We start from the raw sequence: 25392 nt of genomic DNA, 5'->3' as shown, positions 1-25392 counted from the left end.
TCGTCTCAGATATGGGCGTCGCTCGACGGCCCGACATAGGCGATCCGCACCATGTTCGTGGTGCCGGGCGTGCCGAGCGGCACGCCGGCGACGATGATGACGCGCTGCCCGGCGCGGACGAAGCCGTCGCGGAACGCGATCGAGCCGGCGCGCTCGACCATGTCGTCCTGGTCGCGCGCGTCCTCGGCCACCACGCAGTGCACGCCCCAGACGACCGACAAGCGGCGCCCGGTCGCCAGATTGGGCGTGATCGCGACCACCGGCGGCTTCGGCCGCTCGCGCGCGACACGGATGGCGGTGGAGCCGGACGAGGTCCAGCAGATGATCGTAGGAAGATCGAGATTTTCGGCGATCCGCCGCGCGGCCTCGGCGATCGCATCGCCCGCGGTCGATTCCGGCTCGGGACGCTGCGCCGCGATCACCGAGCGATAGACCACGTCGCGCTCGACCTCCTCGCCGATGCGGTTCATGGTCGACACCGCCTCGACCGGGTATTTGCCGGCGGCCGACTCGGCCGACAGCATGATGGCGTCGGCGCCTTCATAGACGGCGGTCGCGACGTCGGAGACCTCGGCGCGGGTCGGCACCGGCGACTGGATCATCGATTCCAGCATCTGCGTCGCCACCACCACCGGCTTGCCGGCGCGGCGCGCCAGCCGGGTCATCTGCTTCTGCAGTCCGGGCACGCGCTCCAGCGGCAGTTCGACGCCGAGATCGCCGCGCGCCACCATCAAGGCATCGGAGACATCGATGATGTCGTTGAGCCGGTCGATCGCCTGCGGCTTCTCGATCTTGGACATCACCGCGGCGCGGCCGCGGATGATCTTCTTGGCTTCCAGCACGTCGTCGGCGCGCTGCACGAAGGATAGCGCGATCCAGTCGATGCCGATGTTCAAGGCTGCATCGAGGTCGGCGCGGTCCTTCGGCGTCATCGCCGAGACCGGCAGGTCGGTGTCCGGCAGGCTCACGCCCTTGCGGTCGGACATCCTGCCGCCGATCACGACCCGGGTGACGGCGCGGGTCGGCGAGGTCTCCTCGGCGATCAGCCTCACCTTGCCGTCATCCAGCAGCAGCGCATGTCCCGGCTGCAGGGCGGCCAGGATTTCCGGATGCGGCAGGTGGACCCGCGTCACATCGCCCGGCGTCTTGTCCGAATCGAGCACGAAGCTCTGGCCGTTGTTGAGCTGAACCGGGCCCTCGGCGAAGGTGCCGAGCCTGAGCTTCGGGCCCTGGAGGTCGACCAGAATGCCGATCGGGCGGCCGTAGCTCGCCTCCACGCTGCGGATCGTGGCCACCAGCTCCCGCAGCTTGTCGTGCGAGGTGTGGCTCATGTTGATCCTGAAGATGTCGGCTCCGGCCTCGAACAGCTTGCGAATCATCGTGCTGTCCGAGGAGGCGGGACCGAGCGTGGCGAGGATCTTGATGCGTCGCAGCCGCCTCATGGCTTGGGTGCTTGTCCTGGCGGCAGGGCCGGCGCGGCCGCCGGCGGCGTGCCCTGCGGCCCATTCGGCAGACCGGGGACGTTGCCTCCGGGCCCGAGCGTGCCCGGGATACCTGGAACGCGCTGCTGCGCCGGCTGCTCATTGGCCTCCGTGAGCTGCACGGTCCAGGCACGCTGGTCGCCGGTGTCGACCTCGAAGAAGCCGGTGCGGTCGAAGCCTCGGGCCAGGCAATTGTCGGTGCCCTTGATGGTGAATTCCTTGTCACGCGAGCACATGAAGGCCTGTCCCGACCATTCACCGCCGCGGTCATAGTCCAGCGCATAGATGTAATAATAGCGCGCCACCAGCGTGCCCTTGAGCAGCGTCTCGCAGCTGCGTGACGACACGTTCCACCAGCCTTCCGTGGTCCAGCCTTCGGCGTCCTTGTAGCCGAGGGCGATCCCGACCCGGCTGGAGGTGTTGTTGCAGAGCCGAAAATCGGCGGCCGCCGGGGACGACCACAGACAGAGCGCGGCCAACCCAAGCAGCGAAAGCAGTCCGTAACCGGGGCGGAAGGGATTGCGATGCAAGAGAGAGGAGATTTTCGGGATCATTGCGCGACGCTATATCAACCGTTGAACGATGTCGCTGGGCTTGGCTGCGGCTGTCAACGTCATGACGATCTCGTGCGAAGCCGCTGCGATCCAGCGCCTCGCTCCTCCTGACGGTGCTGCGATATGGCCAAATCTGCGACGAAGCCTCATTATATAGCAGACATCCGTCACGGCGCGGAACAGGGAACAAAGAGATGACGATGGACAGCACCACCCGGACCGAGCTCGAAGCCGCCGCCTTTCGCCGGCTTGTCGAGCATCTGCGGACCAGAACCGACGTTCAGAACATCGATCTGATGAATCTGGCAGGCTTCTGCCGCAACTGCCTCTCCAACTGGCTGAAGGACGCCGCCGACGCCCAGGGGGCACCAATGACCAGGGACGAGAGCCGCGAGGCGGTCTATGGCATGCCCTACGAGCAATGGAAGGCGAAGTACCAGCGCGAGGCGAGCGCCGAGCAGCACGAAGCGTTCAAGAAGGCGCATCCGGGCCACTGAATCCGGAACGAGCGCGCAGGAGATGCGCTGTGTTGCCCTGCGCGCGCGAGTCCAGACTTGGCAGGGGCTTCGAACGGCGAATCGGGTGCTGCGCGCGATGGCGACGAAACACAAGTGGCGCGGGCGGCTTGCGCGGGCTTGACGCTGCGCAGGCCAACAAGATGTGGGCGCTCTGTGGATGAGGTCGATGTCGCCTTGACGCAGGGCACGCCAGATTTGAGGGTCGCGGCGAACACGCAGCGCCCTTTGGCGCCTTCCTTGGACACAGAGTTCCACTCAGGAGTATCAGATGGCCACCTCCGCCGCCGCGAAGGACGACGACTCGCCCGCGACCCGCTTTGCCGTAGACCAGCTCAAGTCGATCATCGAGCGGATCGAGCGTCTCGAGGAGGAGAAGAAGGCGATCTCCGAAGACATCAAGGACGTCTACGCCGAGAGCAAGGGCAATGGCTTCGACGTCAAGGCGCTGCGCACGATCATCCGGCTGCGCAAGCAGGACCCGAACGAGCGCCAGGAAGAGGAAAGCATCCTCGAGACCTATATGCAGGCGCTCGGAATGATCTGAGCAGCCGGCCTCGCTCACCAGCAGGAGACCTCCGCCGGCCCCTGACGGGGCATTCGCTTTCTCGCGATTCGGCTCGGCGCGCCGGCGGCATGCGCGTGCTGCGGCGATCGACGCCGCACTCCAAACGCGTCAATGCTGAGGAGAACGACGAAGCCGGCCGCCTCGGCGTCAGCGCAAGGCTGCCGCGCGCATGGCGAAGGATTTGGTTTCGAGCTTGATGATCGCCGGCCCTGTGAACTGGTCATAGCTCAGTCCCGGCGTCGGCTCGGCGGCGAAGCTCATCGCCAGCGCGACCTGCGGCTTGACGAAATAGCTGCGCATCACGGTGAGGTCGACCTCGCCCATTTTCGTCACGGACATCGATGACGATGCGCTCGGCGTCAGCATGATGGCCCGCATCCAGGTCGAATCGGGGCCCTTGGCCGCGGAGATTCGCGTCGCCATCGTGATGGCGCCGTCCTGACCTTGCCCGTTCTTCGCGGCCACCGGGGCGGGCTCCGGCGCCGGCGTGACGCTGCGGGTCGCCGGGCGGGAGTTTCGCACCGGGATGGCGGTCGTGGAGGCGGCATTGGCGCGATCGAGCGGAGAGGAGGCCGGGGGCGCGAAGGCCATGGCCTGCATCAGGCTCGCGGTCTGTTGCTGATCGATCGACGACAGCGCACGGCGCGCCGTGATCGCGGCAACCTGCTCGGGGGTTGCCTGCTTCGGCGTCCCAGGATTGTCACCCCAGAAGCCGCGCGAATTGATGATGTCGGCGACGCTCTGCGGCGCGCCGTCCCTGGATTTGCTGCCGACAGCACCCGTCGTTTCGGACTTCGTCTCGGGCCTGGTCGCCACGGGCTGAGCGGCAGATTGCGCATCCGCGGAGGCCAACTGCAGCGCATTGGCGATCTTGCCACGCGCGGTGGCGGCTTTGCTGTCCACCGCTCGCTCGGCGGTCCGGCTGTCCTTGTCGGAGCTCTTGTCAGCCGGCTTGGCGGCGAGTGCCGCGGTTTGGACCGGCTTGGCGTCGGCCTTGCTCTCGCTCTCGCCAGACTCGTCGTCATCCTCGCTCGGACGACCGCGGAACAGCCGTGCAAACAGGTTGGGGCGGCTGGACGACGCGTCATCGCCATTGCCGCGTTTCTCGATCTCGGCCTTCGCCAGCTCATAGCCCTTGAGCGGAACGCCGTTGCTCGGCACGTGAACGGTCTTTCCGTCCGGGAAGACGCGGGCAAGCTGGTCAGCCGTCATCCGCGGCCAGTGCCGGATGTTGCCGGTGTCGAGGTGCACGAAAGGCGAGCCGGAGGTCGGATAGAAGCCGACACCGCCGCGCTGCAGGCGCAGGCCGGCGAAGCGGATCTGCTCCAGCGGCACGTTGGGAATGTAGAAATCCATCGCGTGGCCCAGCATGTGCTGGCTGTGCCGCGCCACACCGGAATGCGCCGAGCGACGGCGCAGCATCGAATTGGTGGCGGGCGACCGGTACGACGAGATGATCTGGATCGGCTGCTTGGCGTCGACGTCGCGATAGACTTCCCAGAGGATGTCGAACAGGCGGCGGTCCATGACCGTCTCGTCCTGGGTACGCCAGTCGCGGAGGAAGTGATTGAGCTTCTTCAGCGCGTCTTCGTCATAGCGGCCCTCGCGCTTGAAGGTGACCGTCAGGTCCTCGCCGGAATGGGTGTGGTGGAAGGAGAGGGTGTGGGTTTCATTCAGCGCCGCTGCGTCATGCACCGAGCCGGCGCCGATGAGCAGCAGCAGCGCCGCCAGCCCGCATTGGCATCCAGCCTTCCAACCCGCCCTCGTGAGCGAAACAGATTGGCGCGCGAAAACAGACAGCAAGATGCAGCCCACCCCGTCGACGAGCGTTTACTCGATTACCCTCTTGCGGCCCGTCCGGCGGAAGAGAGAGGAAACGCTTACCTAAGGCGGGATGGTTAAGGGATACTGACCGGCCCGCCCCCCAATTACCCTTAACATATACTCTTGAGTGTGGCGAAAAAGAGCCATCGAATCTTGGTTGATCCTTGTGGTTAACCTAAAGCAAAGGCCCCGCCGATCGGCGAGGCCTTTGATCTCCAAACGGAAATTGTGACCGTGATTGGCGGCCTGATCAGCGGGTGAAGACCCGCCGGGCAGGACGGCCGACCGGCGCCGGCGGCGTCGGCGGGCCACCGCCACCGAACAGACGCTCGAAGAAGTTCGGGCCGGAGGAGAAGCTGTTGTCGCTGAGGCTGACCGAGTTCGGCAGCGCCCCCTTCGGACGCGCGTAGCTGGGTTGGGCGTGGGCGACGACGTTCTCGAGATCCTTGCCGCGGTTGTTCTTCAGGATCGCGATCATGGTGGCGTCGCGGCCATAGATGTCCTTGCGGAATTGCAGCTTGCCGGCATCGTCGACGAAGGCGGTCTGGTAGGTGATGTTGACCGGGATCGGCGTCGGGAATTTCAGGTCGATCTCGCTCCGGCCGTACATGCTGCGGATGCGCTCTGGCGTGTAGCGCTCGTTCGGCATGGTGATGTTGAGCAGCACCGACGCGTACTGATCCGGATACTGCACGCGCATGCAGCCGTGGCTGAAGGCGCGCTCGTCACGGGCGAACAGGTTCTTGTCCGGCGTGTCGTGCTGATAGACCAGGAACTTGTTCGGGAAGTTGAAGCGGATGCGGCCGAGCGCGTTGGCCTCGCCCGGCGGCTGCGAGATGTGGATCGAGCCGTCGCGCGCGCGCTCCAGCCGCAGGCCCATGCGGTCCAGCACGGTCGGGTCCTGCTGCAGCGCCGGCAGATACTCGTTGTAGATGATCGACGGCGGCACGTTCCAGGTCGGATTGACCGTGATGAACTTCATCGTCTCGCTGAGCAGCGGCGTCGCATGCTGCCCGGGCTTGCCGGTCACCACGCGGGTGGTCCACACCTGCGCGCCGTGTTGCATCACCTTCAGCGTGTAGTCGGGAATGTTGAGGATCACATAGGCGTCGCCGATCGCAGGCGCGCCGAGGTCGCGCGGCAACCAGCGCCAGCGCTCCATGTTGACGAGGACCGTATCGATCTGCTTGTCACGCTTGGGCGTGTTCAGCGCCTTCACGGTGCGGTCGTCGAGCACCCCGGTCGGCTTGAGGTCGACACTCTCCTGGAACTTGCGGACGGCGGCGGCGACCTTGGCGTCGTAGCGGATGTCGTCGGCATTCTCGGTGAGACCGAGCTTGGCGCGCAGCTTGGGCACGCGCGGGTCGGACATCTGCGCCTCGGCTTCCTGCGCATTCTTGCCGCGGGCCGGGGTGTATTTCAGCGGCTGGCCTTCGTCGATGATGACGGGCGCGCCGTCGGTGACGCCGCGCAGCTCGGCAAGCTTGGCCTTCAAGAGCTTGTAGAGCCGGTGCGGCGGGTTGTAGCTCTCCAGCGCCGCGGAGGCGTCCTTGGCGCCGGTGACGTTGGCCAGCACCTCGTTCGGGTCGATCGGGTGCTCGGGATACTGGATGTCCGCCGAGACCTGCGACCAGTGCATGCGGCCGCTCTGCGCCTGGCGGGCGTAGTCCATCATGCTCTCGGTGAGCCTGAGATCGGCCTCCGCCAGTGCGTCCGGTGCGGAGGCTGCGGCCGCGAAGTCCGGCACCGGATAGTCGCCGGGATTGAGGCCATCGGCCGCTGCATCCTTGAGACGGGCGATGACGCCCTTCGCGGCGGCCGTCAGGTTGCCGCCCTGGGTCCAGATCGGCGCGTAGTCGCGGCCGGTGTAGAATTTCTCGACGGCGGCGCGTTCGGCCTTGCGGTCGAAATACCTTGTCGCCTTGGTCGCCATCAGGTCGCGCAGACGGTCGGCAACCGGCTGATCGGCGGCGGGAACGGTGCTGGCGGCCTTGACCGGCTCTGGGACTGTCGCGGTCGCAGGGGCTGCTGCAGGCGGCGTGGCGATGGTCTTGGCGGGATCGGCCGCAGGCGCCGCGGCAGAGTCGAGCGGCTTGGTCGTCGTCTCCGGCGCCTTGGCCGGGTCGGGCGACACGGTGGCGGTGGTGTCGAGTTTGAAGTCGCTGGCGGTCGGTGGCGGCACGTTGGCCGGCTCGGGGAACGGGATCGCAGCATCGATGGCGAGCTCGGCCGCGCTGCTGCGGGGCGGATCGCTCTGGGCGAAAGCAGAGGTCGAGGACACCGCGAGGAAGGTCGCCGCGACAGCCATGAGCACGCGGTCATATCCGCCACGGGTGGTCACACAATCTCGCATCGTCAATCCCTCGGATGATCTGTCCCGGCTGGAACAGGTGTAACAAGGTCGATCTGCCAGCTTCGGCGTCGGTACCGCCGGTGAGGATGGTTCACGTCTGCACGCAATGATTCACGCCCAAACGATACTCAAGCCCCACTTCTGCGGCCAGCGCCACACGGGACAACTCACGACAAACTGACTCTTGGGAAACCCCGGCCAAACCGATCGTGCGTTTGTGCCACGCGTTATTTCCTTTGTCTGTCACCGCAAGGCAACGGTTCAGATGTTCCAGTGTTGCCAAGACTTGCGGCCTTTTTCGGACGACAGCCGAGCGCGACCATGGTGAGGATCCGAGCGGCTCAGCCGAGCGGCGGGCTTTCCGTCGCGGGCGTCTCGCCATTGGCCTCGTCGAGCTTGCGGTAGAGCGTCGAGCGTCCGATTTTGAGGCGGCGCGCCACCTCAGACATCTGGCCGCGGTAATGGGCGATGGCGAAACGGATGATCTCATGCTCCATCTCCTCGAGCGGCCGCACCTCGCCGCTTGCGGTGAGCAGCGGCAGGAACCCATGCGAGGGCAGGGGGGCAATGGGGACTTCACTCCCCGGCACCATCGCAGGCAGGGGAGGAACGGGCCGCTCCACGGTGAGGGCCGGCGCAGGCTCCACCGGCGGCGCGTGGGTGGGAATCAGCGGAAAATCGGCAACGCCGAGCTGGTCGCTCTCGCCCATGACGACGGCGCGGTAGACCGCGTTTTCCAGCTGGCGGATATTGCCGGGCCAGTCGAGCTTGGTCAGATAGGCGACGGCCTCGCCGGTGATGCCCGAAATGGCGCGGTTCTCCTCAGCCGCAAACCGCGCGAGGAAATGCCGCAACAGATGCGGGATGTCCTCGCGGCGGGTGCGCAGCGGCGGAACGGTGAGCGGCAGCACATGCAGCCGGTAGAAGAGATCCTCGCGGAAGTGGCCTTCCTTGACGCGGTCGAGCAGCCTGCGATTGGTCGCCGAGATGATGCGCACGTCGACCTTGACCGGCTTGCGGCCGCCGACGGCTTCCACGGCGCCCTCCTGCAGAGCGCGCAGCAGCTTGACCTGGGCGGTGAGCGGCAGCTCCGAGACCTCGTCGAGGAACAGCGTGCCGCCATGGGCTTCGACGAACTTGCCCATGTGACGCTCGGTCGCGCCGGTGAATGCGCCCTTCTCGTGGCCAAACAGGATCGATTCCACCAGATTGTCCGGGATCGCGCCGCAATTGACGGCGACGAACGGCTTCGTCTTGCGCTCGCTGGTGCCGTGGATCGCGCGGGCGAACAGCTCCTTGCCGACGCCCGATTCGCCTTCGATCAGCACGGGAATCGACGAAGTCGCGGCCTTCTCCGCGATGCGCAGGATCGGCGCCATCGCCTCGGCGCGGGTGATGATGTCCGCGAAGGTCAGGCGCCCCTCGCGGCTGTGCCGGATGCGCTGCAATTCGCCCTTCAGGGCCGAGGTATTGAGCGCATTGCGCAGGGAGACCTGGAGCCGCTCGATGCCGACCGGCTTGACGACGAAATCCTGCGCGCCGGCGCGCATCGCGGAGACCACGTTGTCGATGCCGCCATGCGCGGTCTGCACGATCACGGGTATCGAGATCCCCGTCTCGCGCATCTTGGAGAGCACGCCCATGCCGTCGAGGCCGGGCATCACGAGGTCGAGCACGATGGCGTCGATGGGGCCGGCATCAGGATTCGTCAGCTTCTCGATGACGGCGTCGCCGGTCTCGACGACGACCGCCTCGTAGCCGCATTTCTGCACCATGTTCTCCACCAGCCGGCGCTGGACCGGATCATCATCGGCAATCAAAATGCTGGCAGCCATGGCTTTCCTTGCACGCTACGACTATCTGTCTCGAATCGGGGCACTCTCGCCGACGCCGATTAACGCAACCTTAAACCTCGCTGATCGGGATAAACGTTCGAACAACAGGTTACCCATCCGATGACCTCGCGCGCCTCTTCTGCCCTTCGCAAGTCGACCAAAGCTGCTCCTCCGCCCAAAACCGCGTCAAAGACTGCCAAGGCCAAGCCGGCCAAGAAGTCCGTCGTCAAGACTCCGTCGAGGCAGGCAGCCGCCAAGACCAAGCGTGGCGCGACGGCCAAATCGTCTGCAAAGCCGGCGAAGAAGGTGGTCGCGGCCAAGACGGGGATCGGGACGCTGCCCGAATGGAATCTCGGCGATCTTTATATGGGCATCGACGCGCCGGAGATCGCTCACGATCTCGCGAAGATGGATGCCGAATGCGTCGCGTTTGAGACCGACTACAAGGGCAAGCTTGCCGAGCATGTGGCGCGCGAAGACGGTGGCGAATGGCTCGCAGAAGCCGTGCGGCGCTACGAGGCCATCGACGACCTCGCCGGACGGCTCGGCTCCTTCGCGGGTCTCGCGCATGCCGGCGACAGCGTCGATCCCGCGATCTCGAAATTCTACGGGGACATCTCGGAGCGCCTGACGGCCGCGTCGACGCACCTGCTGTTCTTTCCGCTCGAGCTCAACCGCATCGACGACGCCGTGATCGCGCGCGCGATGGAGACGCCCGCGCTCGGTCACTACCGGCCGTGGATCGAGGATCTGCGCAAGGACAAGCCGTATCAGCTCGAGGATCGCGTGGAGCAGCTGTTCCACGAGAAGTCGCAGACCGGCTATTCGGCTTGGAACCGGCTGTTCGACCAGACCATCGCCGGTCTACGGTTTCAAGTCGGTGGCAAGGAGCTTGCGATCGAGCCGACGTTGAATTTCCTTCAGGACCGTGACGGCGCCAAGCGGAAGGCCGCCGCCGAGGCGCTGGCCAAGACCTTCAAGGCCAATGAGCGAACGTTCGCGCTGATCACCAATACGCTCGCCAAGGACAAGGACATCTCCGACCGCTGGCGCGGCTTCCAGGACGTTGCGGATTCGCGCCATCTCAACAATCGCGTCGAGCGCGAGGTGGTCGATGCGCTGGTGGCCTCGGTGCGCGCGGCCTATCCGAAGCTGTCGCATCGCTACTATCAGCTCAAGGCGCGCTGGTTCAAAAAGAAGAAGCTCGCGCATTGGGACCGCAACGCGCCGCTGCCCTTCGCCGCCAATGCCACCATCGCCTGGCCCGAGGCCAAGAACATGGTGCTGACGGCGTATCGCGGCTTCTCGCCCGAGATGGCCGACATCGCCCAGCGCTTCTTCGACCAGAGCTGGATCGATGCGCCGGTGCGGCCGGGCAAGGCGCCGGGCGCGTTCTCGCATCCGACCACGCCCTCGGCGCATCCCTATGTGTTGATGAACTACCAGGGCAAGCCGCGCGACGTCATGACGCTCGCGCATGAGCTCGGCCATGGCGTGCACCAGGTGCTGGCAGCGAAGAACGGTGCGTTGATGGCGCCGACGCCGCTGACGCTGGCCGAGACCGCGAGCGTGTTCGGCGAGATGCTGACCTTCAGGCGCCTGCTGTCCGAGACCAAGGACGCGAGGCAGCGCCAGGCGCTGCTCGCCGGCAAGGTCGAGGACATGATCAACACGGTGGTGCGGCAGATCGCGTTCTATTCGTTCGAGCGTGCTGTCCACACCGAGCGCAAGAACGGCGAACTGACCGCGGAGCGGCTGGGACAGATCTGGCTGTCGGTGCAGACCGAGAGCCTCGGCGAGGCGATCGAGATCAAGCCGGGCTACGAGAACTTCTGGATGTACATCCCGCACTTCATCCATTCGCCGTTCTACGTCTACGCCTATGCCTTCGGGGACTGCCTCGTGAACTCGCTCTACGCCGTCTACGAGCATGCCGCCGAGGGGTTCGCCGAGCGCTATCTGGCGATGCTCGCGGCCGGCGGCACCAAGCACTATTCGGAGCTGCTCGCCCCGTTCGGCCTGGACGCCAAGGACCCCAGGTTCTGGGACGGTGGTCTCTCGGTCATCGCCGGGATGATCGACGAGCTGGAGCGGATGGGGTAGGGGCGTATAACATGTGTTGAACGGGTCGAAGAGGCGCGCCGGCGAGGTCAGCGAGGCCAGCCTGACGCGCTGGATCCGTGATAATTGGCCTTGCCAATAGGGCGATCGGAAAAGGTGATAAAACTGCCTTGCATGCCAGCCGTTGCCCTTGCATCGGCTTTGGGGTATGCGACCTTAACAAAGCATATTTTCTCTGGGGGACCCCGATGGCAAACCATGGCGAGATCGCCTACTCGACGGCTGACGGCAACGACTATCTGGCGCATGAGGCCACCTACGAGGGCTTCATCAGGCTGGTGAAGTACGGCACGATCGGCGTCGCTCTCATCGTCATCTTGATGGCTATTTTCCTCGCTTAATGTCGCGATCGGCCCGCCGGCATCCCCGCTGGCGGGCCTTCAGCTGACTGCCGAAGCCGATTGCTGACCAGGCGTCACGCTGTAGCCCATGGACGTCCCGCCCTCTTAAAGCTCGCGCGCGCATTCGCGCCGGAGGCCTCATGAAGATTGCCGTCGCCAAGGAAATCGACCCGTTGGAGCCGCGGGTCGCCGCCTCTCCCGACACGGTGAAGAAGTTCAAGGCGTTGGGTGCCGAGATCGCGGTCGAGCCCGGCGCCGGCATCAAATCCGGCCTGCCGGATTCGGAGTTCACGGCGGCGGGCGCATCCGTGAGCGCCGATGCGCTCAAGGACGCCGACATCATCATCAAGGTGAAGCGGCCGGAAGCCTCCGAGCTTGCCAACTACCGGCGTGGCGCCTTGGTGTTCGCGATCATGGATCCCTACGGCAACGATACCGCGCTCAAGGCGATGGCCGATGCCGGCATTGCCTCGTTCGCGATGGAACTGATGCCGCGCATCACCCGCGCCCAGGTGATGGACGTGCTATCGAGCCAGGCGAACCTCGCCGGCTACCGCGCCGTGATCGAGGGCGCCGAGGCGTTCGGTCGCGCCTTCCCGATGATGATGACTGCGGCCGGCACCGTGCCGGCGACCAAGGTCTTCGTGATGGGCGTCGGCGTCGCCGGCCTGCAGGCAATCGCAACCGCGCGCCGGCTCGGCGCCATGGTCTCCGCCACCGACGTGCGCCCCGCCACCAAGGAGCAGGTGGAGAGCCTCGGCGCCAAATTCCTGGCGGTCGAGGACGAGGAGTTCAAGAACGCGCAGACGGCCGGTGGCTACGCCAAGGAGATGTCCAAGGAGTACCAGGCCAAGCAGGCGGCGCTGACGGCGGAACACATCAAGAAGCAGGACGTCATCATCACAACCGCGCTGATCCCCGGCCGTCCGGCGCCGCGCCTCGTCACCATGGAGATGGTGAAGTCGATGCGCCCGGGCTCGGTCCTGGTCGACCTCGCGGTCGAGCGTGGCGGCAATGTCGAGGGTGTCAAGCTCGGCGAGACTGTCGAGATCGACGGCGTCAAGATCATCGGCTACCCCAATCTCGCCGGCCGGGTCGCAGCGTCCGCCTCCGGCCTGTACGCCCGCAACCTGTTCTCCTTCATCGAGACGATGATCGACAAGAAGGAAAAGACACTGGCGGTCAACTGGGACGATGAGCTGGTCAAGGCCACGGCTTTGACAAAGGATGGCGCCATCGTCCACCCGAACTTCCAGCCGAAGGCCTAAGGAGCAGAGCCATGGAACATGTCGTCCAAGCCGTCGACCCCTTCGTCTTCCGGCTGTCGATCTTCGTGCTGGCGGTGTTCGTCGGCTACTTCGTGGTGTGGTCGGTGACGCCGGCCCTGCACACGCCGCTGATGTCGGTGACCAATGCGATCTCCTCGGTGATCGTGGTCGGCGCGCTGCTGGCGGTCGGCGTTCCCATGCTCTCGAGCGGCAGCGGTCTGGCGCGAGCGTTCGGCTTCGTCGCGCTGATCTTCGCCTGCGTGAACATCTTCGGCGGCTTCCTCGTCACCCAGCGCATGCTGGCGATGTACAAGAAGAAGTCCAGGTAACAACGCCGCACGACGCGGGATGACAGGCACAACGGGGCATCTGCAATGAACGCCAATCTGTCGGCACTCCTTTATCTCGTGGCAGGTGTGCTGTTCATCCTGTCTCTTCGCGGGCTGTCGAGCCCGGCCTCGAGCCGGCAAGGCAACTTCTTCGGCATGGCCGGCATGGCGATTGCGGTCGCCACCACCCTGGCCGGGCATCCACCGGCGGATGCGATCGCCTGGGTGCTCGTCATCCTCGGCGTTGCGATCGGCGGCGGTATCGGTGCGGTGATTGCGCGCCGGGTGCCGATGACGTCGATGCCCGAGCTCGTGGCGGCGTTCCATTCGCTGGTCGGCATGGCCGCGGTGCTGGTCGCCGCCGGCGCGTTCTTCGCGCCGGAAGCCTTCGACATCGGCACGCCCGGCAACATCCATCCGCAGAGCCTGGTCGAAATGTCGCTCGGCGTCGCCATTGGCGCGCTGACCTTCACCGGCTCGGTCATCGCCTTCCTCAAGCTGTCCGCGCGGATGAGCGGTGCACCGATCATCCTGCCGGCGCGCCACATCATCAACATTGCGCTCGCGGTCGCGCTCGTCTTCTTCGTGGTCCGCCTGGTGATGACCGGCGGCGGCTTCGACTTCCTGATGGTGACGCTGCTGGCGCTGGCGCTCGGCGTGCTCATGATCATCCCGATCGGCGGCGCCGACATGCCGGTCGTGATCTCGATGCTGAACTCCTATTCGGGCTGGGCCGCGGCCGGCATCGGCTTCACGCTCGGCAATTCGGCGCTGATCATCACCGGCGCGCTGGTCGGCTCGTCCGGTGCGATCCTGTCCTACATCATGTGCCACGCGATGAACCGGTCCTTCATCTCGGTCATCCTCGGCGGCTTCGGTGGCGAGACCGCAGCGGCCGGCGGGGCGACAGGCGAGCAGAAGCCGGCCAAGCTCGGCTCGGCCGACGACGCCGCCTTCATCATGAAGAACGCCTCCAAGGTCATCATCGTCCCCGGCTACGGCATGGCGGTCGCCCAGGCGCAGCACGCGCTGCGCGAGATGGCCGACACGCTGAAGAAGGAAGGCGTCGAGGTGAAATACGCGATTCATCCGGTCGCGGGCCGCATGCCCGGCCACATGAACGTGCTGCTCGCCGAAGCCAACGTTCCCTACGACGAGGTGTTCGAGCTCGAGGACATCAACTCGGAATTCGCCCAGGCCGACGTCGCCTTCGTGATCGGCGCCAACGACGTCACCAATCCGGCGGCCGAGGAGGACAAGTCCTCGCCGATCTACGGCATGCCGGTGCTGCAAGTCTGGAAGGCCGGCACCGTGATGTTCATCAAGCGCTCGCTCGCCTCGGGCTATGCCGGCATCGACAATCCGCTGTTCTACCGCGACAACACGATGATGCTGCTCGGCGACGCCAAGAAGATGACCGAGAACATCGTCAAGGGCATGTAGCCCACGGCGTCGGGAGCCATGACGTTTCTGAAATGGCTCCTGATCGTCGTGGCGGCGGTCTACGGCATCGTGCTTGCGGCCCTGTTCGTCCGCCAGCGTGCGATGCTGTTTCCCATTCCGCCGGTCGGCCGCACGGCACCGGCTGCAGCCGGGTTTCCTCAGGCTGAGGAGCATGTGCTGACCTCGGCCGATGGCGAGCGGGTCATCGTCTGGCATGTGCCGGCGAAGCCGGGCCGCAAGGTCGTTCTGTACTTCCCGGGCAATGGCGATTTTCTTGCCGGCGTGGCGTCGCGCTTCAAGGCGCTCACGGCCGACGGTACCGGTCTCGTTGCGCTTTCCTATCGCGGCTATGCGGGGTCCAGCGGCAGTCCCAGTGAGCCCGGGCTGCTGCAAGATGCCGCAGTCGCCTATGCGTTCACGACAGAGCGCTACGAGGCGGGACGGATCGTCGCCTGGGGCTTTTCCCTCGGCAGCGGTGTCGCCACCGCCATCGCGGCGGAGCACCCGATCTCCAAGTTGATCCTCGAAGCCCCTTATACGTCGACCGTGGACGTCGCCTCCGCGATGCTCAGGGTCGTCCCGGTCAGCCTGCTGATGCGCGACAGCTTCCATTCCGACCAGCGCATCGCCAATGTGCATGTGCCGCTGCTGATCATGCATGGCGAACGGGATCCGGCGATTTCGATCCGCTTCGGGGAACGATTGTTCGCACTTGCGCATGACCCCAAGCGCTTCGTACGGTTTCCCGGCGGCGGACATAACGACCTGGATCTTTTCGGTGCGACTGAGACGGCAAAGAGCTTCATCGACAATCCGTAACGTCCGTGGATCGCGGTGGCCGGCCCTGCGCGGGACCATCCTGCTCCTTGTCTTTGCGAGCCTGCCGGTGCAGGCGCATGCGGCCGGGCTGAACGGCTCCGCGATGACCTGGCCGTTCGCGCTGCCGTTCGCGGGACTGCTGTTGTCGATCGCGCTCGGGCCGCTGCTGTTTGCCAGGTTCTGGCATCATCACTACGGAAAGATCGCCGCGGCATGGGCCTTGGTGACGTTGGCGGCGTTGACCTGGAATGCAGGGCTCGGCACGGCGCTCGACGCCTTCGTCCACGCGCTGCTCGCCGAGTATCTCAGCTTCATCGTGCTGCTGTTCGCCCTCTATACGGTGGCCGGCGGCATCCTGGTGACCGGCGACATCAGAGGTACACCTGCGACAAATACGGCCATCCTGGCACTCGGCACGATCATCGCGAGCGTCGTCGGCACGACGGGCGCCGCGATGATCCTGGTGCGCCCCCTGATCCGCGCCAATCTGAGCCGGCCGCATAATGTGCATGTGCTGATCTTCTTCATCATTCTGGCCGCCAATGTCGGTGGTGCACTGAGCCCGCTCGGCGATCCACCGCTGTTCGTCGGTTTTCTGCGTGGTGTGGACTTCTTCTGGACGACGCAACATCTCTGGCTGCAGACCGCGATCGTCGCCGGATTGCTGCTCATCGTCTTTGCCGCTACCGACTGGTGGCGCTTCCGCGCGGAGAAGCTTGCGTTGCAAGCGTCCGTAACAAAGGAACCGGTGCGCATTCGCGGCCTCATCAATGTCGTTTTGATCGCCGCGATCGTTGCCAATACGCTGCTATCGGCGACCTGGAAGCCGGGCATCTCCTTCGACGTCTTCGGCACGCATGTCGAGCTTCAGAACCTCGTGCGCGATGCCGTCCTCGTGACGATCGCCGGACTGTCGCTGTGGCTGACGCCGGACGAGCACCGCGAGGCGAACGGGTTCAACTGGGAGCCGATTCGAGAGGTCGCCAAACTGTTCGCGGCGATCTTCACCGCGATCGTCCCGGTCATCGCCATGCTGAATGCGGGGCGCAGTGGCTCTTTCGGCTGGCTCTTGGATGCCGTGACGACACCCGCCGGCGCGCCGCGGGAGGTCGCCTATTTCTGGTTCACCGGGCTGATGTCGGCCTTCCTCGACAATGCCCCGACCTATCTCTTGTTCTTCGAATTGGCGGGCGGCGATCCCAAGGTGTTGATGGGCGAACTCTCGGGAACGCTGGCGGCGATCTCGATGGGCGCAGTCTACATGGGCGCGCTGACCTATATCGGAAATGCGCCGAACTTCATGGTCGCAGCGATCGCCAATGAGCGCGGCATCAAGATGCCGAGTTTCTTCGGCTACATGCTGCGGGCAGGTGCCGTCCTCATTCCGCTGTTCGTGCTGCTGACCGTGCTTCCGATCCATCCGCTGCTCAGCCCGCATTGACCTGATCGACGGCACTTTCAGAGACCGTCCAGGTTGACCCGGTCACGGCCGGACCGCGTGACGATCGCCTCGCGGTCGCGCATAGTCGGACAGAACGGATCGAAGGACGCGAATCATGAGCGTGAAGGGCGCAACGCCCGCATCATCGGTGATCTTTCCCGGCCTGGCGGTCGCGCTCGTCGCGATCGTCACGGCGACGCATTATGACTTCACGCCCTCGGCCGCCGGCGTGGTCTTCGCCGCGGTGCTGCTGGTGATCCTGTTCGGCACGGTGTTCGCGGCCGTGCACCATGCCGAGGTGATCGCGCATGAGATCGGCGAGCCGTTCGGCACGCTGCTCCTGACCCTGGCGGTGACGGTGATCGAGGTGGCGCTGATCGCCACCATCATGCTCGGCGACAAGGCTGCGCCCGCGCTGGCCCGCGACACCGTGTTCGCGGTCGTCATGATCGTGTGCAACGGCCTGGCCGGCATCTGCATCTTCATCGGCGGCCTGCGCTATCGCGAGCAGGACGTGCTGGTCTCCGGTGCCAATCTGTATCTCAGCGTACTGTTCACGATGGCAACCATCACACTGGTGCTGCCGAATTATACCTTGACGTCGCCTGGTCCGGTGTATTCTGCCGTGCAGATCGCCTTCGTCAGCGTCGTGACGATCCTGCTCTACGCGGTGTTCCTGTATACGCAGACCACCCGCCATCGGGATTATTTCGTCGGCGGCTCGGCTGGGTTCGCCGATGACGATGTCCGGCTGCCGCGTGCGAAGCTGTTGCTCAGTGTCGGGCTGCTGCTGGTCGCACTGCTCGCTGTGGTCCTGCTTGCCAAGAAGTTCTCGCTGGTGGTCGACGCCGGCGTTGCCGCAACGGGGGCGCCGCAGGCGGTCGCAGGCGTGCTGGTGGCGCTGTTGATCCTGCTGCCGGAGAGTGTCGCCGCCCTCTCGGCCGCCCGCACCAACGACCTTCAGAAGAGCATCAATCTCGCGCTTGGCTCCTCGCTCGCCACCATAGGGCTGACCATCCCGGCAGTGGCGGTCGCCGCCCATGTGCTCGACAGGCAGCTCGTCCTCGGGCTGGACCCGCAGGGAACAGTGCTGCTGGTCCTGACCTTCGTCCTGAGCATGCTGACCTTCGGCACCGGTCGGACGAACATTCTGTTCGGGCTGGTGCACATGGTGGTGTTCGCGATATTCGTGTTCCTGCTCTTCGTCCCCTGATTCAAGAGATCCCCCATGCTCAGCGCTCAGTCCGACGTCCAGGTCGATACGCCCGAAGTCCGCGTCACGGAGTGGCGGCTATTGCCCGGCAGTGCCACGGGGCGCCACGTTCATGAGATGGATTACGTGATCGTGCCGGTCACAGCGGGCGAGATGACGATCGTGGCGCCGTCCGGCGAGCGCTCGAAGGCGCAGCTCGCGGTCGGCAAATCCTATTTCCGAAAGGCCGGTGTCGAACACGATGTGCTGAACGAGACCGGTTCCGAGATCGTTTTCCTCGAAGTTGAATTGAAGCCGTAACCAATTGTTTACCGGGATGCCGCTGATTGTGGTATCTTGAGCCGGCGATCCGGAAGCTGTGGCAACACCCTGGGATTGCTGGCTCCGGTTTCAAAGGATTTCAGGAAACGACTTTTCGGCGGTCGCGTCTGCGCGGAGTGCAGTCTGCGAGCTTCGGAAGGTGTGGGATGGTCCCTTAATTGTGCCTCAAAGTTCCCGCAAATACCGCGCGGGAGTGGTCAGCATGCTGAAATATCTCACAAAGTTCGCCATGGAGATCATCCCGTCGGTGGTTGCCACCATCATCGGGGCCTACATCGTCAATCACTACATCAACACCAAGCCGGACTCGCCGCCATCGACCGTGGCGTCGGTGGCGTCGGCTGCCTACGCCAAGCTCACCGGCTCAAAGAGCGACGCTCCGAAATCCACGGGCAAGGGGACCGACCCTGCCAAGCTGGAAGCGAAGGCCGATCCCAAGTCTGACGCCAAGCCGGCGGAAACGTCGAACGAGGTCTCGAGCATTCCCGCTCCCGGCATCAAGGCCAAGGGCGTGTCCGAGAAGTCGCTGGCCGACAAGGCTGCAGAGAAGGCGGTCGAAGTGAAGCCGGCCGAAACGGCGAGCCTCCCGGCCGATCCGCAGGCCTCGCGCCATCCTGCGTCGCCGCGGGAAAAGCTGATTGCGCGCGGTACTCCGGCCGAGGCCCCAGCGACCCAGCAGGAAGATCGCCGGGATGCCGCTGATCTCGCCCGCGCGGCGATCGAGCGGTTGCGCGCGAGCGAAGGTACCGGCAAGGCGGCTGTCGAGAAGCCGTCGAGCGACGCACCCCGGGGCGCTGGCGAGGCGCCGCGCATCGCGACCGTCGCGCCACCGGTGTCGCCGGTCCGTCCGCTGCCGCCGCCCGTGACGGTGTCTGCGCCACCGGTCGAGCAGGGCTTTGCCTTGCCGTCGGCCTCGAGCCCGCCCTACACGGGATCATTGCAGCCGGACGGGCGCCCGACGCCTCCGGCGGAGATCCCTGTCCAGCAGTTGCGTCCGCTCGACCTGCGCGCCGACAAGACTGATCCATCGATCAAGGACCAGATGTCCAACGTGGCGCAGGACATGATGTCCGCAGCCAAATCGGTGTTCCACTCGGTGTTGCCGAAATAGCTGACCGAATCGTTCGCCGACGTGATCGAGGCGGTGGGCCCGGGCGGTCTGCCGCTTTTTCTTTGGAGTGGCGAACTCTGCAGCGATGCGAGGAGTGGCGGCGCAACCCGGATTGACCCCGGTCGCCGGATGGCAGGAGGCATGAAATCAAAGAGAGGCGCCCAAAACAAAAACGCGAGCCAAAGGCCCGCGCTTCAGACGACGTCAGATCAATCTGGCCAGATCAGCGCGGCGCGCTGGGACGGGCACCTGCACCCGGACCACGACCAGCACCACGGTCGCCGCCGGGGCCAGCGCCGAACACCGGCTTCGGCTTCATCGGCAGCAGGCCTTCACGCTGCAACTTCTTGCGGGCCAGCTTGCGCGCACGACGCACGGCTTCGGCCTTCTCGCGGGCTTTCTTCTCGGACGGCTTCTCGTAATGGCCGCGAAGCTTCATCTCGCGGAAAATGCCCTCACGCTGCATCTTCTTCTTGAGCGCCTTGAGGGCTTGATCGACATTGTTATCGCGAACGAGAACCTGCACGCGGCATCCTCTTTCTCAGTCTATCGGTTTGAAATCTGGTGAAGCCAGGGCTGGCAGATGGCCGCGCCCTTGACCTTGAGCGCGCCCGTGTATCAGAGGACATCCTCGCTGTCCACCCGCTGACGGGCTCTTGACCGCAAGTTTAACCCCGCCGGAGCGGTTTATTTCAGCCCTGCCTCGGCGGCAGTGGCGAGACCTGGGTCACATGTCCCATCTTGCGGCCCGGACGAGCGGCGCCCTTGCCGTAGAGATGCACGGTGGCGCCAGGAACCGTGAGCCACTGCTCGTAGCTGTCGATCTCGTCCCCGATCAGGTTCGTCATCGTGACGTGACCGTGCCGCAGCGGCTTGCCGAGCGGCCAACCGGCGATCGCCCGGATGTGCTGTTCGAATTGGGAAATCGAGGCGCCATCGAGGGTCCAGTGGCCGGAATTATGCACCCGCGGGGCAATTTCGTTGACCAGGACGCCTGGAGTGGGTCCGTCCGACACCACGAACATCTCCACGGCCAGCACCCCGACGTAGTCGAGGGCGGTGGCGATCCGGCTGGCAATGTCCCTGGCCTCGTCGGCGAGCGCATCAGGGATACGCGCCGGCGCCCGCGACACCTTCAGGATGTGATCGCGATGCTCGTTCTCGGTCACGTCGAAGCACTCGACCTGACCGTCGGCCGCTCGGGCCGCCACGACCGAGATCTCGCGCTCGAACGGAACGAACGCTTCGAGGATGGCCGATTTGGTGCCGAGCTCGGCCCAGATCCGCTCGAGATCGTCACCCTGGTGGATCTTGATCTGACCCTTGCCGTCATAGCCAAATCGCCGCGTCTTCAGCACGGCCGGTAAGCCGATCCGGAACGCGGCTTCGCGCAAGGTGGCGACCGAGGACACATCCGCATAGGTCGCGGTGCCGATGCCCAGCGAGGTGACGAAATCCTTCTCGGTGAGGCGATCCTGGGTGGTCTCGAGCGCCGAACGCCGCGGCAGCACCGGGCGTCTGGCCGCCAGCACCAGGGCCGCAGCCGAGGGGACGTTTTCGAACTCGTAGGTGACGACGTCGACGTCATTGGCGAACAGCTCGAGCGCCTCGACGTCGGCATATTCGGCGCAGGTTGCGTTCAGCACGACGTCGAAGGCGGGGGAGTCCGGGTCCGGCGAGAACACCTGGCAGCGCAGCCCCAGCCGCGCCGCAGCAAGCGCCAGCATGCGGCCGAGCTGGCCGCCGCCGAGAATACCGATGGTGTCGCCGGGCTTGAGCTTCACCCGATTGGAGTCGGTCACGCCGTGCCCTCCGGACGTTCGGCGATCGCATTGGTCTGCGCCTGGCGCCAAGCCGACAGACGGCCGGCGAGCGCGGAGTCCGAGAGAGCGAGCACGCTGGCCGCCAGCAGCGCTGCGTTAATGGCGCCGGATTTGCCGATGGCGAGCGTTCCGACCGGAATTCCGGCCGGCATCTGGACGATGGAATACAGCGAATCGACCCCCGACAGCGCCTTCGACTCGACGGGAACGCCGAACACGGGCAGTTCCGTGAGCGAGGCCGTCATGCCCGGCAGATGGGCGGCGCCGCCGGCACCGGCGATCACGACCTTGTAGCCCGCCGCCTTGGCACCCTTGGCGAAAGCATACAGCCGGTCCGGGGTGCGGTGCGCCGAGACGATCCGGGCGTCGTAGCTCACGCCCAGGGCGTCAAGCGTCTCGGCGGTATGGCGCATGGTATCCCAGTCCGACTGGCTTCCCATGATGATGGCGATCGGGGCGGTCATGACCTCAATTCTTCTCGGGAATCCATCAGCATGGGCCGGAGTATAGGATCGGTCCTGACAGCGGCAAGCCATGGCATGGAGGTCCGAATGGACTATCCTGTCTTGGTCAAGCCCGGCAAGCCCAAACGATGGCGCGGCAGGTGTCCGATGAAAAAGAAGCGCATGGCGGCCGCGTGGCGAGCCGGGAAGCGAAGAACCCGCTACCGTCATCGGCCTTCGCGGCGCGCGCGGGCTCCTGAACCCGGTTCCGTACCGGCAGGCGCGCGGCACACGATCCGACGCCTCAAGGCCGAGTTGGCGACAGCACAGGCCCGGATCGCCGAGCTGACGGCCTCCGCTGAGCGCGATTTCCTGCTCGACATCTTTAATCGTCGCGGCTTCGCCCGCGAACTCCATCGTTCCATCGCCTTCATCAAGCGCTACGACGCGACCGGTGCTCTCATCGTGCTCGACGTCGATCGGCTGAAACCGATCAATGATACGTTCGGCCATGCCGCCGGTGATGAGGTCCTGAAGGCGGTTGCGCGTGTCCTCGGCGAGCATGTCCGATCCTCCGACGTGATCGGTCGGCTCGGCGGCGACGAGTTCGGCGTGCTGCTCTGGCACCTCAGCGCGGCGGACGCACATGCCAAGGCGACGGAGCTGGAACAGGCCATCGACAGCCTGACCTTCACCTTCGGCGATCAGACCGTGCGTGCCGGCGCGTCGGCCGGGATTGCCCTTCTCGACAAGCGCGTCAACCCAGTGCGTGCGTTGGAGGAAGCCGACCGTGCGATGTATATGCGCAAGGCCCAGCGGAGGTACGAGAGCCCCGCGCACGGCACAGCCCTGTCGGGCGACCAGCGGTGACGCTCGTGGGCCGTTCGCGCCGATGACAGAGCTTGCGGTGCACGGCGCTCACAACTCGCCGAGATCGTCGGGCAACTCGCCGAACTTGTGCAGCAGCCGGGCGTCGCAGAATTCCCCCAGCAAGGGATCTCCGCTGCGGCTGAAGGCAATGGCGCCGATGTTGTCCGGCAAGCGCGACATCGCTTCGGCACGACGCAGCGCTGCGGACGAGCTCTGGCATTCCTCCGCCGCGCCTGCGACCAGCATCCCAGTCTCGTCCCGTCTGAACGGCATGGCGACGTAATAGGTGATGTCAGGCATTGCACGCACCTCCCGGCCTTCGTCGAAGCTGCGAGCGAGCGCGGTGGCAATCGTCCGGAAAGCCTCGACGGCCTAGGGCTCAGGCCGCATTGTTCTGCGCATCGTCCGAAATGGTGTTGGGCATGCAGCCGCAGGAGATTGCCGCCCGCAGCTCCTGCAGCTCCAGCTCGAGATACTCGTTCGCCATGATCAGCGCCTTGATCGTGGAGCGCAGATTGCCGTCGCACATCGCGATGGCTTGGTCACAGGCCTGTTCATAGAGGCGATCCTGTGGGGAGAAGGAGGCGGGCATCACAACCATCCTTGTTGTCGTCAGGGGTTACGAGGGATGGTCCGATTGTTCTCTTTTTGTTCTTATTGTCAAGGCGCTTCGGCAAATCCTGCACCTCTGTTGCGTATTGCTTATGTGCATACGGTCAGCCGTGCTGACGCTTCGCCTCAGGCGATGATGTCGGGCGTGATCTGGTCTTCGATGAAGGCGATCCGATCGCGTAGCAGAAGCTTCCGCTTCTTCAGTCGTTGCAGCCGCAACAAATCGGGGGCGGGCGATTGATGCAAAGCGTCGATCGCCGCGTCGAGATCGCGGTGCTCCTGCTGCAGGCGCGCGAGTTCGGCCTGCAGTTCGCGCTCGTCTTGGTCAGCCATGATCTATGATAGCAAAAAAGCGGAAGGAAGTGGAAAGCCTTGCGAAAGGCGGGCGCAAATATTGCGCCTGCGAAGCTGATAAGCAAGTCGCACTCTCAAGATCGGTGCAGCTGTCCCGTGAATTTCAGGTTGGCGCCGGCTTTAGATTCGTCCGGATCTGCTCACGCTTCGTTACACACGGCGCTCAAATTTGCATGTGCGGTCTTTTGGCCCCATCGACAGGTCAAGCGACTTGTGTACACTCATTAGCCCTGGTCGAATCTCAGGTTCACCTACCGAGGAGGTTTCGAATGGCCATTCAGGCGCATCTCGTTGAACTGGAGCGTAAGCATAAAGTTCTTGAAAACGAATTGCATCAAGCTCTCCTGCATCCATCGACGGACGACCTGCGAATTGTCGAACTGAAGCGACGCAAACTGATGGTGAAGGATGAGATCGAGCGCTTGAGACAGGTAACCAGCGAAACACTTCACTGACATGTGACCATCATCCGCCGTACCATCTGATCGTAAGACCGTGCGCCTGGGATGGTGACGAGTCCATCCCAGACGCAACTCCAATCAAATTAGTTGCGATATACGATGAGGCGGACGCATCTGCCTGCGTTGTCTGCCAGCGCATCTATCGCGACACGCCGTTCATCGCGATATCTGGGGTCTTCAGCTCGAGGCGAGATCGCAGACGTGAGCCGCAATCGCGAGCGATGACGTCAATCCAGGCGATTCAATTCCGAACAGATTGATGAGTCCGGGCACCCCGTGATCGCGCGGGCCCTGAATGACGAAATCCTGCGACGCCACGGCCGGCGGTACGATCTTCGGCCTGATACCGGAATAGCTCGGCATCAGCGCCCCATCCGGCAGCGACGGCCAGTACTTGCGGATCGCCGGGTAGAAGCGCTCGGCGCGCGCCGGATCGACCGTATAGTCGATCCGGTCGATCCACTCGACGTCGGGGCCGAATCTGGCTTGGCCTGCCATGTCGAGCGTGAGGTGCACGCCGAGGCCGCCTGGTTCCGGCACCGGGTAGATGAGCCGGCTGAACGGTGCCCGGGCGCTGCAGCTGAAATAGTTGCCCTTGGCGAGATAGGCCGTCGGCACCAGCGACGACGGCATGCCGTCGATCAGCCGCGCCAGCTCGGGCGCGTCGAGGCCGGCGGCGTTCACCAGCAGCCGGCAGCTCAGCGTCATCGGTTCCGCGCCGCCCGCATCGACCTCGATCGATCCCCCGGTCGCCTTGGCCCGCAGCAACGACGTGTGGAAGGCGAAGGCACCGCCGGCATCCTCGATCTCGCCGCGCAGCGACAGCATGAAGGCATGGCTGTCGAGGATGCCGGTGGACGGCGACAGCAGCGCCGCCTGGCAGGCCAGGGCCGGCTCCAGCGCCAGCGCTTCGGTTCCGGATAGCAGCCGCATACCTTCGACACCATTGGCTTCGGCGTGCGCGCGGATGCCCTGCAGCTTCTCGGTCTCGGCTGTATTGGTCGCAACGATCAGCTTCCCGCAATTGCGGTAGGGCACGCCATGGTCGTCGCAATAGCGGTAAAGCAGGCGCTTGCCAGCCACGCAGAAGCGGGCCATCAGGCTCCCGGCCTTGTAGTAGATGCCGGCGTGGATCACTTCGCTGTTGCGAGACGAAGTGACGGTTCCGATACCCTCGGCCGCCTCGAGAATGATGACCTCGCGTCCGGCCCGCGCCAATTGACGTGCGACGGCAAGTCCGACGACGCCGGCGCCAACGACGACGCAATCCACTCTATCCATGCATAGTCCTG

Annotated in this window: 26 protein-coding genes; 14 read left to right on the top strand and 12 right to left on the bottom strand. The window is 64.9% G+C overall.

Annotated elements, in window-relative coordinates; all coding sequences use genetic code 11:
* Positions 1–5 precede the first annotated feature (5 nt).
* Entirely contained in the window at positions 6–1442 is a 1437-nt protein-coding gene (gene pyk / locus ACQR0U_RS20900) for a pyruvate kinase (RefSeq protein ID WP_315717571.1), read from the bottom strand.
* Positions 1439–2035, bottom strand: a complete 597-nt coding sequence (locus ACQR0U_RS20895; RefSeq protein WP_315717570.1) for a DUF1036 domain-containing protein — start codon at positions 2033–2035, stop codon at positions 1439–1441. The genes pyk and ACQR0U_RS20895 overlap by 4 nt, the downstream gene beginning before the upstream one ends.
* Before the next feature lie 194 nt (positions 2036–2229).
* Between ACQR0U_RS20895 and ACQR0U_RS20890 the strand changes: the two genes are divergently transcribed.
* Together ACQR0U_RS20890 and ACQR0U_RS20885 are read left to right on the top strand one after the other, a co-directional pair.
* The gene (locus ACQR0U_RS20890) at positions 2230–2532 is read left to right on the top strand and encodes a DUF1244 domain-containing protein (RefSeq protein WP_315717569.1); all 303 of its coding nucleotides are present in this window, start codon (positions 2230–2232) and stop codon (positions 2530–2532) included.
* Positions 2533–2821: 289 nt separating this feature from the next.
* A complete protein-coding gene (locus tag ACQR0U_RS20885) occupies positions 2822–3097 on the top strand; it encodes a DUF2312 domain-containing protein (RefSeq protein WP_008961835.1) in 276 nt (91 codons plus the stop codon).
* 168 nt (positions 3098–3265) lie between these two features.
* Here the strand turns inward: ACQR0U_RS20885 and ACQR0U_RS20880 are convergent, their stop codons facing one another.
* From ACQR0U_RS20880 to ACQR0U_RS20870, 3 genes are all read right to left on the bottom strand, one after another.
* On the bottom strand, positions 3266–4921 hold the full coding sequence (locus ACQR0U_RS20880; protein ID WP_316166879.1) for a DUF882 domain-containing protein: 1656 nt from the start codon (positions 4919–4921) through the stop codon (positions 3266–3268).
* Between the two features lie 271 nt (positions 4922–5192).
* Positions 5193–7250, bottom strand: coding sequence for a L,D-transpeptidase family protein (locus ACQR0U_RS20875; RefSeq protein WP_315826750.1), 2058 nt, complete (start codon positions 7248–7250; stop codon positions 5193–5195).
* A gap of 386 nt (positions 7251–7636) precedes the next feature.
* A complete protein-coding gene (locus ACQR0U_RS20870) occupies positions 7637–9130 on the bottom strand; it encodes a sigma-54-dependent transcriptional regulator (RefSeq protein ID WP_316171492.1) in 1494 nt (497 codons plus the stop codon).
* A 120-nt stretch (positions 9131–9250) separates the two neighbouring features.
* Between ACQR0U_RS20870 and ACQR0U_RS20865 the strand changes: the two genes are divergently transcribed.
* The 10 genes from ACQR0U_RS20865 to ACQR0U_RS20820 all read left to right on the top strand — a co-directional run bounded on the left by ACQR0U_RS20865 (position 9251) and on the right by ACQR0U_RS20820 (position 19537).
* Positions 9251–11233 (top strand): M3 family oligoendopeptidase, encoded by a 1983-nt coding sequence (locus tag ACQR0U_RS20865; protein WP_434843639.1) that lies wholly within the window; start codon positions 9251–9253, stop codon positions 11231–11233.
* A gap of 206 nt (positions 11234–11439) precedes the next feature.
* Positions 11440–11592: an aa3-type cytochrome c oxidase subunit IV gene (locus tag ACQR0U_RS20860; protein WP_315717565.1), complete on the top strand. Its 153-nt coding sequence runs from the start codon at positions 11440–11442 to the stop codon at positions 11590–11592.
* Between the two features lie 140 nt (positions 11593–11732).
* The gene (locus tag ACQR0U_RS20855; protein ID WP_434843638.1) at positions 11733–12860 is read left to right on the top strand and encodes a Re/Si-specific NAD(P)(+) transhydrogenase subunit alpha; all 1128 of its coding nucleotides are present in this window, start codon (positions 11733–11735) and stop codon (positions 12858–12860) included.
* Positions 12861–12871: 11 nt separating this feature from the next.
* A complete protein-coding gene (locus ACQR0U_RS20850) occupies positions 12872–13189 on the top strand; it encodes a proton-translocating transhydrogenase family protein (RefSeq protein ID WP_315717563.1) in 318 nt (105 codons plus the stop codon).
* Between the two features lie 45 nt (positions 13190–13234).
* The gene (locus ACQR0U_RS20845) at positions 13235–14632 is read left to right on the top strand and encodes an NAD(P)(+) transhydrogenase (Re/Si-specific) subunit beta (RefSeq protein ID WP_315717562.1); all 1398 of its coding nucleotides are present in this window, start codon (positions 13235–13237) and stop codon (positions 14630–14632) included.
* Positions 14633–14650: 18 nt separating this feature from the next.
* Positions 14651–15451: an alpha/beta hydrolase gene (locus ACQR0U_RS20840; RefSeq protein WP_316171493.1), complete on the top strand. Its 801-nt coding sequence runs from the start codon at positions 14651–14653 to the stop codon at positions 15449–15451.
* A gap of 103 nt (positions 15452–15554) precedes the next feature.
* Positions 15555–16892, top strand: coding sequence for a sodium:proton antiporter (locus ACQR0U_RS20835; protein ID WP_434843716.1), 1338 nt, complete (start codon positions 15555–15557; stop codon positions 16890–16892).
* Positions 16893–17007: 115 nt separating this feature from the next.
* A complete protein-coding gene (locus tag ACQR0U_RS20830) occupies positions 17008–18105 on the top strand; it encodes a calcium:proton antiporter (protein ID WP_434843637.1) in 1098 nt (365 codons plus the stop codon).
* A 15-nt stretch (positions 18106–18120) separates the two neighbouring features.
* Complete coding sequence (locus ACQR0U_RS20825; RefSeq protein ID WP_315717559.1) at positions 18121–18405, top strand: cupin domain-containing protein; 285 nt, start codon at positions 18121–18123, stop codon at positions 18403–18405.
* A gap of 223 nt (positions 18406–18628) precedes the next feature.
* Positions 18629–19537 (top strand): hypothetical protein, encoded by a 909-nt coding sequence (locus ACQR0U_RS20820; RefSeq protein ID WP_316175048.1) that lies wholly within the window; start codon positions 18629–18631, stop codon positions 19535–19537.
* Between the two features lie 223 nt (positions 19538–19760).
* Here ACQR0U_RS20820 and rpsU read toward each other — a convergent pair whose 3' ends face one another.
* The 3 genes from rpsU to purE all read right to left on the bottom strand — a co-directional run bounded on the left by rpsU (position 19761) and on the right by purE (position 21824).
* Entirely contained in the window at positions 19761–20063 is a 303-nt protein-coding gene (rpsU, locus tag ACQR0U_RS20815) for a 30S ribosomal protein S21 (RefSeq protein ID WP_315717557.1), read from the bottom strand.
* 166 nt (positions 20064–20229) lie between these two features.
* The gene (locus ACQR0U_RS20810; protein WP_316226771.1) at positions 20230–21339 is read right to left on the bottom strand and encodes a 5-(carboxyamino)imidazole ribonucleotide synthase; all 1110 of its coding nucleotides are present in this window, start codon (positions 21337–21339) and stop codon (positions 20230–20232) included.
* Positions 21336–21824, bottom strand: a complete 489-nt coding sequence (purE, locus tag ACQR0U_RS20805; RefSeq protein ID WP_316193977.1) for a 5-(carboxyamino)imidazole ribonucleotide mutase — start codon at positions 21822–21824, stop codon at positions 21336–21338. The genes ACQR0U_RS20810 and purE overlap by 4 nt, the downstream gene beginning before the upstream one ends.
* A gap of 87 nt (positions 21825–21911) precedes the next feature.
* Here purE and ACQR0U_RS20800 point away from each other — a divergent pair, with 87 nt between their 5' ends.
* Positions 21912–22673 carry a GGDEF domain-containing protein gene (locus ACQR0U_RS20800; protein ID WP_315753908.1) on the top strand — a complete coding sequence of 254 codons (762 nt, stop codon included), beginning with the start codon at positions 21912–21914 and terminating at the stop codon, positions 22671–22673.
* Positions 22674–22721: 48 nt separating this feature from the next.
* Here the strand turns inward: ACQR0U_RS20800 and ACQR0U_RS20795 are convergent, their stop codons facing one another.
* The 3 genes from ACQR0U_RS20795 to ACQR0U_RS20785 all read right to left on the bottom strand — a co-directional run bounded on the left by ACQR0U_RS20795 (position 22722) and on the right by ACQR0U_RS20785 (position 23618).
* Entirely contained in the window at positions 22722–22973 is a 252-nt protein-coding gene (locus ACQR0U_RS20795; RefSeq protein WP_315717553.1) for a hypothetical protein, read from the bottom strand.
* A 79-nt stretch (positions 22974–23052) separates the two neighbouring features.
* A complete protein-coding gene (locus tag ACQR0U_RS20790; RefSeq protein ID WP_315717552.1) occupies positions 23053–23265 on the bottom strand; it encodes a hypothetical protein in 213 nt (70 codons plus the stop codon).
* A 146-nt stretch (positions 23266–23411) separates the two neighbouring features.
* Positions 23412–23618, bottom strand: a complete 207-nt coding sequence (locus tag ACQR0U_RS20785; RefSeq protein WP_009028242.1) for a YdcH family protein — start codon at positions 23616–23618, stop codon at positions 23412–23414.
* Positions 23619–23908: 290 nt separating this feature from the next.
* On the opposite strand from ACQR0U_RS20785, the gene ACQR0U_RS20780 reads away from it, so the two are divergent.
* Entirely contained in the window at positions 23909–24094 is a 186-nt protein-coding gene (locus ACQR0U_RS20780; RefSeq protein WP_315717551.1) for a YdcH family protein, read from the top strand.
* Positions 24095–24277: 183 nt separating this feature from the next.
* On the opposite strand, the gene ACQR0U_RS20775 is transcribed toward ACQR0U_RS20780, so the two are convergent.
* Positions 24278–25381, bottom strand: a complete 1104-nt coding sequence (locus ACQR0U_RS20775) for an NAD(P)/FAD-dependent oxidoreductase (RefSeq protein ID WP_434843636.1) — start codon at positions 25379–25381, stop codon at positions 24278–24280.
* Positions 25382–25392: the final 11 nt, after the last annotated feature.

Origin of the sequence: Bradyrhizobium sp. HKCCYLRH3097, from assembly GCF_051167875.1 — a bacterium.
Taxonomy (GTDB): Bacteria; Pseudomonadota; Alphaproteobacteria; order Rhizobiales; family Xanthobacteraceae; genus Bradyrhizobium.
This window is presented reverse-complemented; position numbering and strand designations above follow the sequence as displayed.

Bases quoted from the DNA above. Each gene is read 5' to 3' on its own strand.
- ACQR0U_RS20870 (WP_316171492.1), bottom strand. From the start codon at position 9,130: ATGGCTGCCAGCATTTTGATTGCCGATGATGATCCGGTCCAGCGCCGG.
- pyk (WP_315717571.1), bottom strand. From the start codon at position 1,442: ATGAGGCGGCTGCGACGCATCAAGATCCTCGCCACGCTCGGTCCCGCC.
- ACQR0U_RS20840 (WP_316171493.1), top strand. From the start codon at position 14,651: ATGACGTTTCTGAAATGGCTCCTGATCGTCGTGGCGGCGGTCTACGGC.
- ACQR0U_RS20890 (WP_315717569.1), top strand. From the start codon at position 2,230: ATGACGATGGACAGCACCACCCGGACCGAGCTCGAAGCCGCCGCCTTT.
- ACQR0U_RS20845 (WP_315717562.1), top strand. From the start codon at position 13,235: ATGAACGCCAATCTGTCGGCACTCCTTTATCTCGTGGCAGGTGTGCTG.
- ACQR0U_RS20800 (WP_315753908.1), top strand. From the start codon at position 21,912: ATGGACTATCCTGTCTTGGTCAAGCCCGGCAAGCCCAAACGATGGCGC.
- ACQR0U_RS20895 (WP_315717570.1), bottom strand. From the start codon at position 2,035: ATGATCCCGAAAATCTCCTCTCTCTTGCATCGCAATCCCTTCCGCCCC.
- ACQR0U_RS20860 (WP_315717565.1), top strand. From the start codon at position 11,440: ATGGCAAACCATGGCGAGATCGCCTACTCGACGGCTGACGGCAACGAC.
- ACQR0U_RS20820 (WP_316175048.1), top strand. From the start codon at position 18,629: ATGCTGAAATATCTCACAAAGTTCGCCATGGAGATCATCCCGTCGGTG.
- ACQR0U_RS20885 (WP_008961835.1), top strand. From the start codon at position 2,822: ATGGCCACCTCCGCCGCCGCGAAGGACGACGACTCGCCCGCGACCCGC.
- ACQR0U_RS20850 (WP_315717563.1), top strand. From the start codon at position 12,872: ATGGAACATGTCGTCCAAGCCGTCGACCCCTTCGTCTTCCGGCTGTCG.
- ACQR0U_RS20790 (WP_315717552.1), bottom strand. From the start codon at position 23,265: ATGCCCGCCTCCTTCTCCCCACAGGATCGCCTCTATGAACAGGCCTGT.
- ACQR0U_RS20825 (WP_315717559.1), top strand. From the start codon at position 18,121: ATGCTCAGCGCTCAGTCCGACGTCCAGGTCGATACGCCCGAAGTCCGC.
- ACQR0U_RS20875 (WP_315826750.1), bottom strand. From the start codon at position 7,250: ATGGCTGTCGCGGCGACCTTCCTCGCGGTGTCCTCGACCTCTGCTTTC.
- ACQR0U_RS20775 (WP_434843636.1), bottom strand. From the start codon at position 25,381: ATGGATAGAGTGGATTGCGTCGTCGTTGGCGCCGGCGTCGTCGGACTT.
- ACQR0U_RS20780 (WP_315717551.1), top strand. From the start codon at position 23,909: ATGGCCATTCAGGCGCATCTCGTTGAACTGGAGCGTAAGCATAAAGTT.
- ACQR0U_RS20855 (WP_434843638.1), top strand. From the start codon at position 11,733: ATGAAGATTGCCGTCGCCAAGGAAATCGACCCGTTGGAGCCGCGGGTC.
- ACQR0U_RS20785 (WP_009028242.1), bottom strand. From the start codon at position 23,618: ATGGCTGACCAAGACGAGCGCGAACTGCAGGCCGAACTCGCGCGCCTG.
- purE (WP_316193977.1), bottom strand. From the start codon at position 21,824: ATGACCGCCCCGATCGCCATCATCATGGGAAGCCAGTCGGACTGGGAT.
- ACQR0U_RS20830 (WP_434843637.1), top strand. From the start codon at position 17,008: ATGAGCGTGAAGGGCGCAACGCCCGCATCATCGGTGATCTTTCCCGGC.
- ACQR0U_RS20795 (WP_315717553.1), bottom strand. From the start codon at position 22,973: ATGCCTGACATCACCTATTACGTCGCCATGCCGTTCAGACGGGACGAG.
- ACQR0U_RS20865 (WP_434843639.1), top strand. From the start codon at position 9,251: ATGACCTCGCGCGCCTCTTCTGCCCTTCGCAAGTCGACCAAAGCTGCT.
- ACQR0U_RS20835 (WP_434843716.1), top strand. From the start codon at position 15,555: ATGACCTGGCCGTTCGCGCTGCCGTTCGCGGGACTGCTGTTGTCGATC.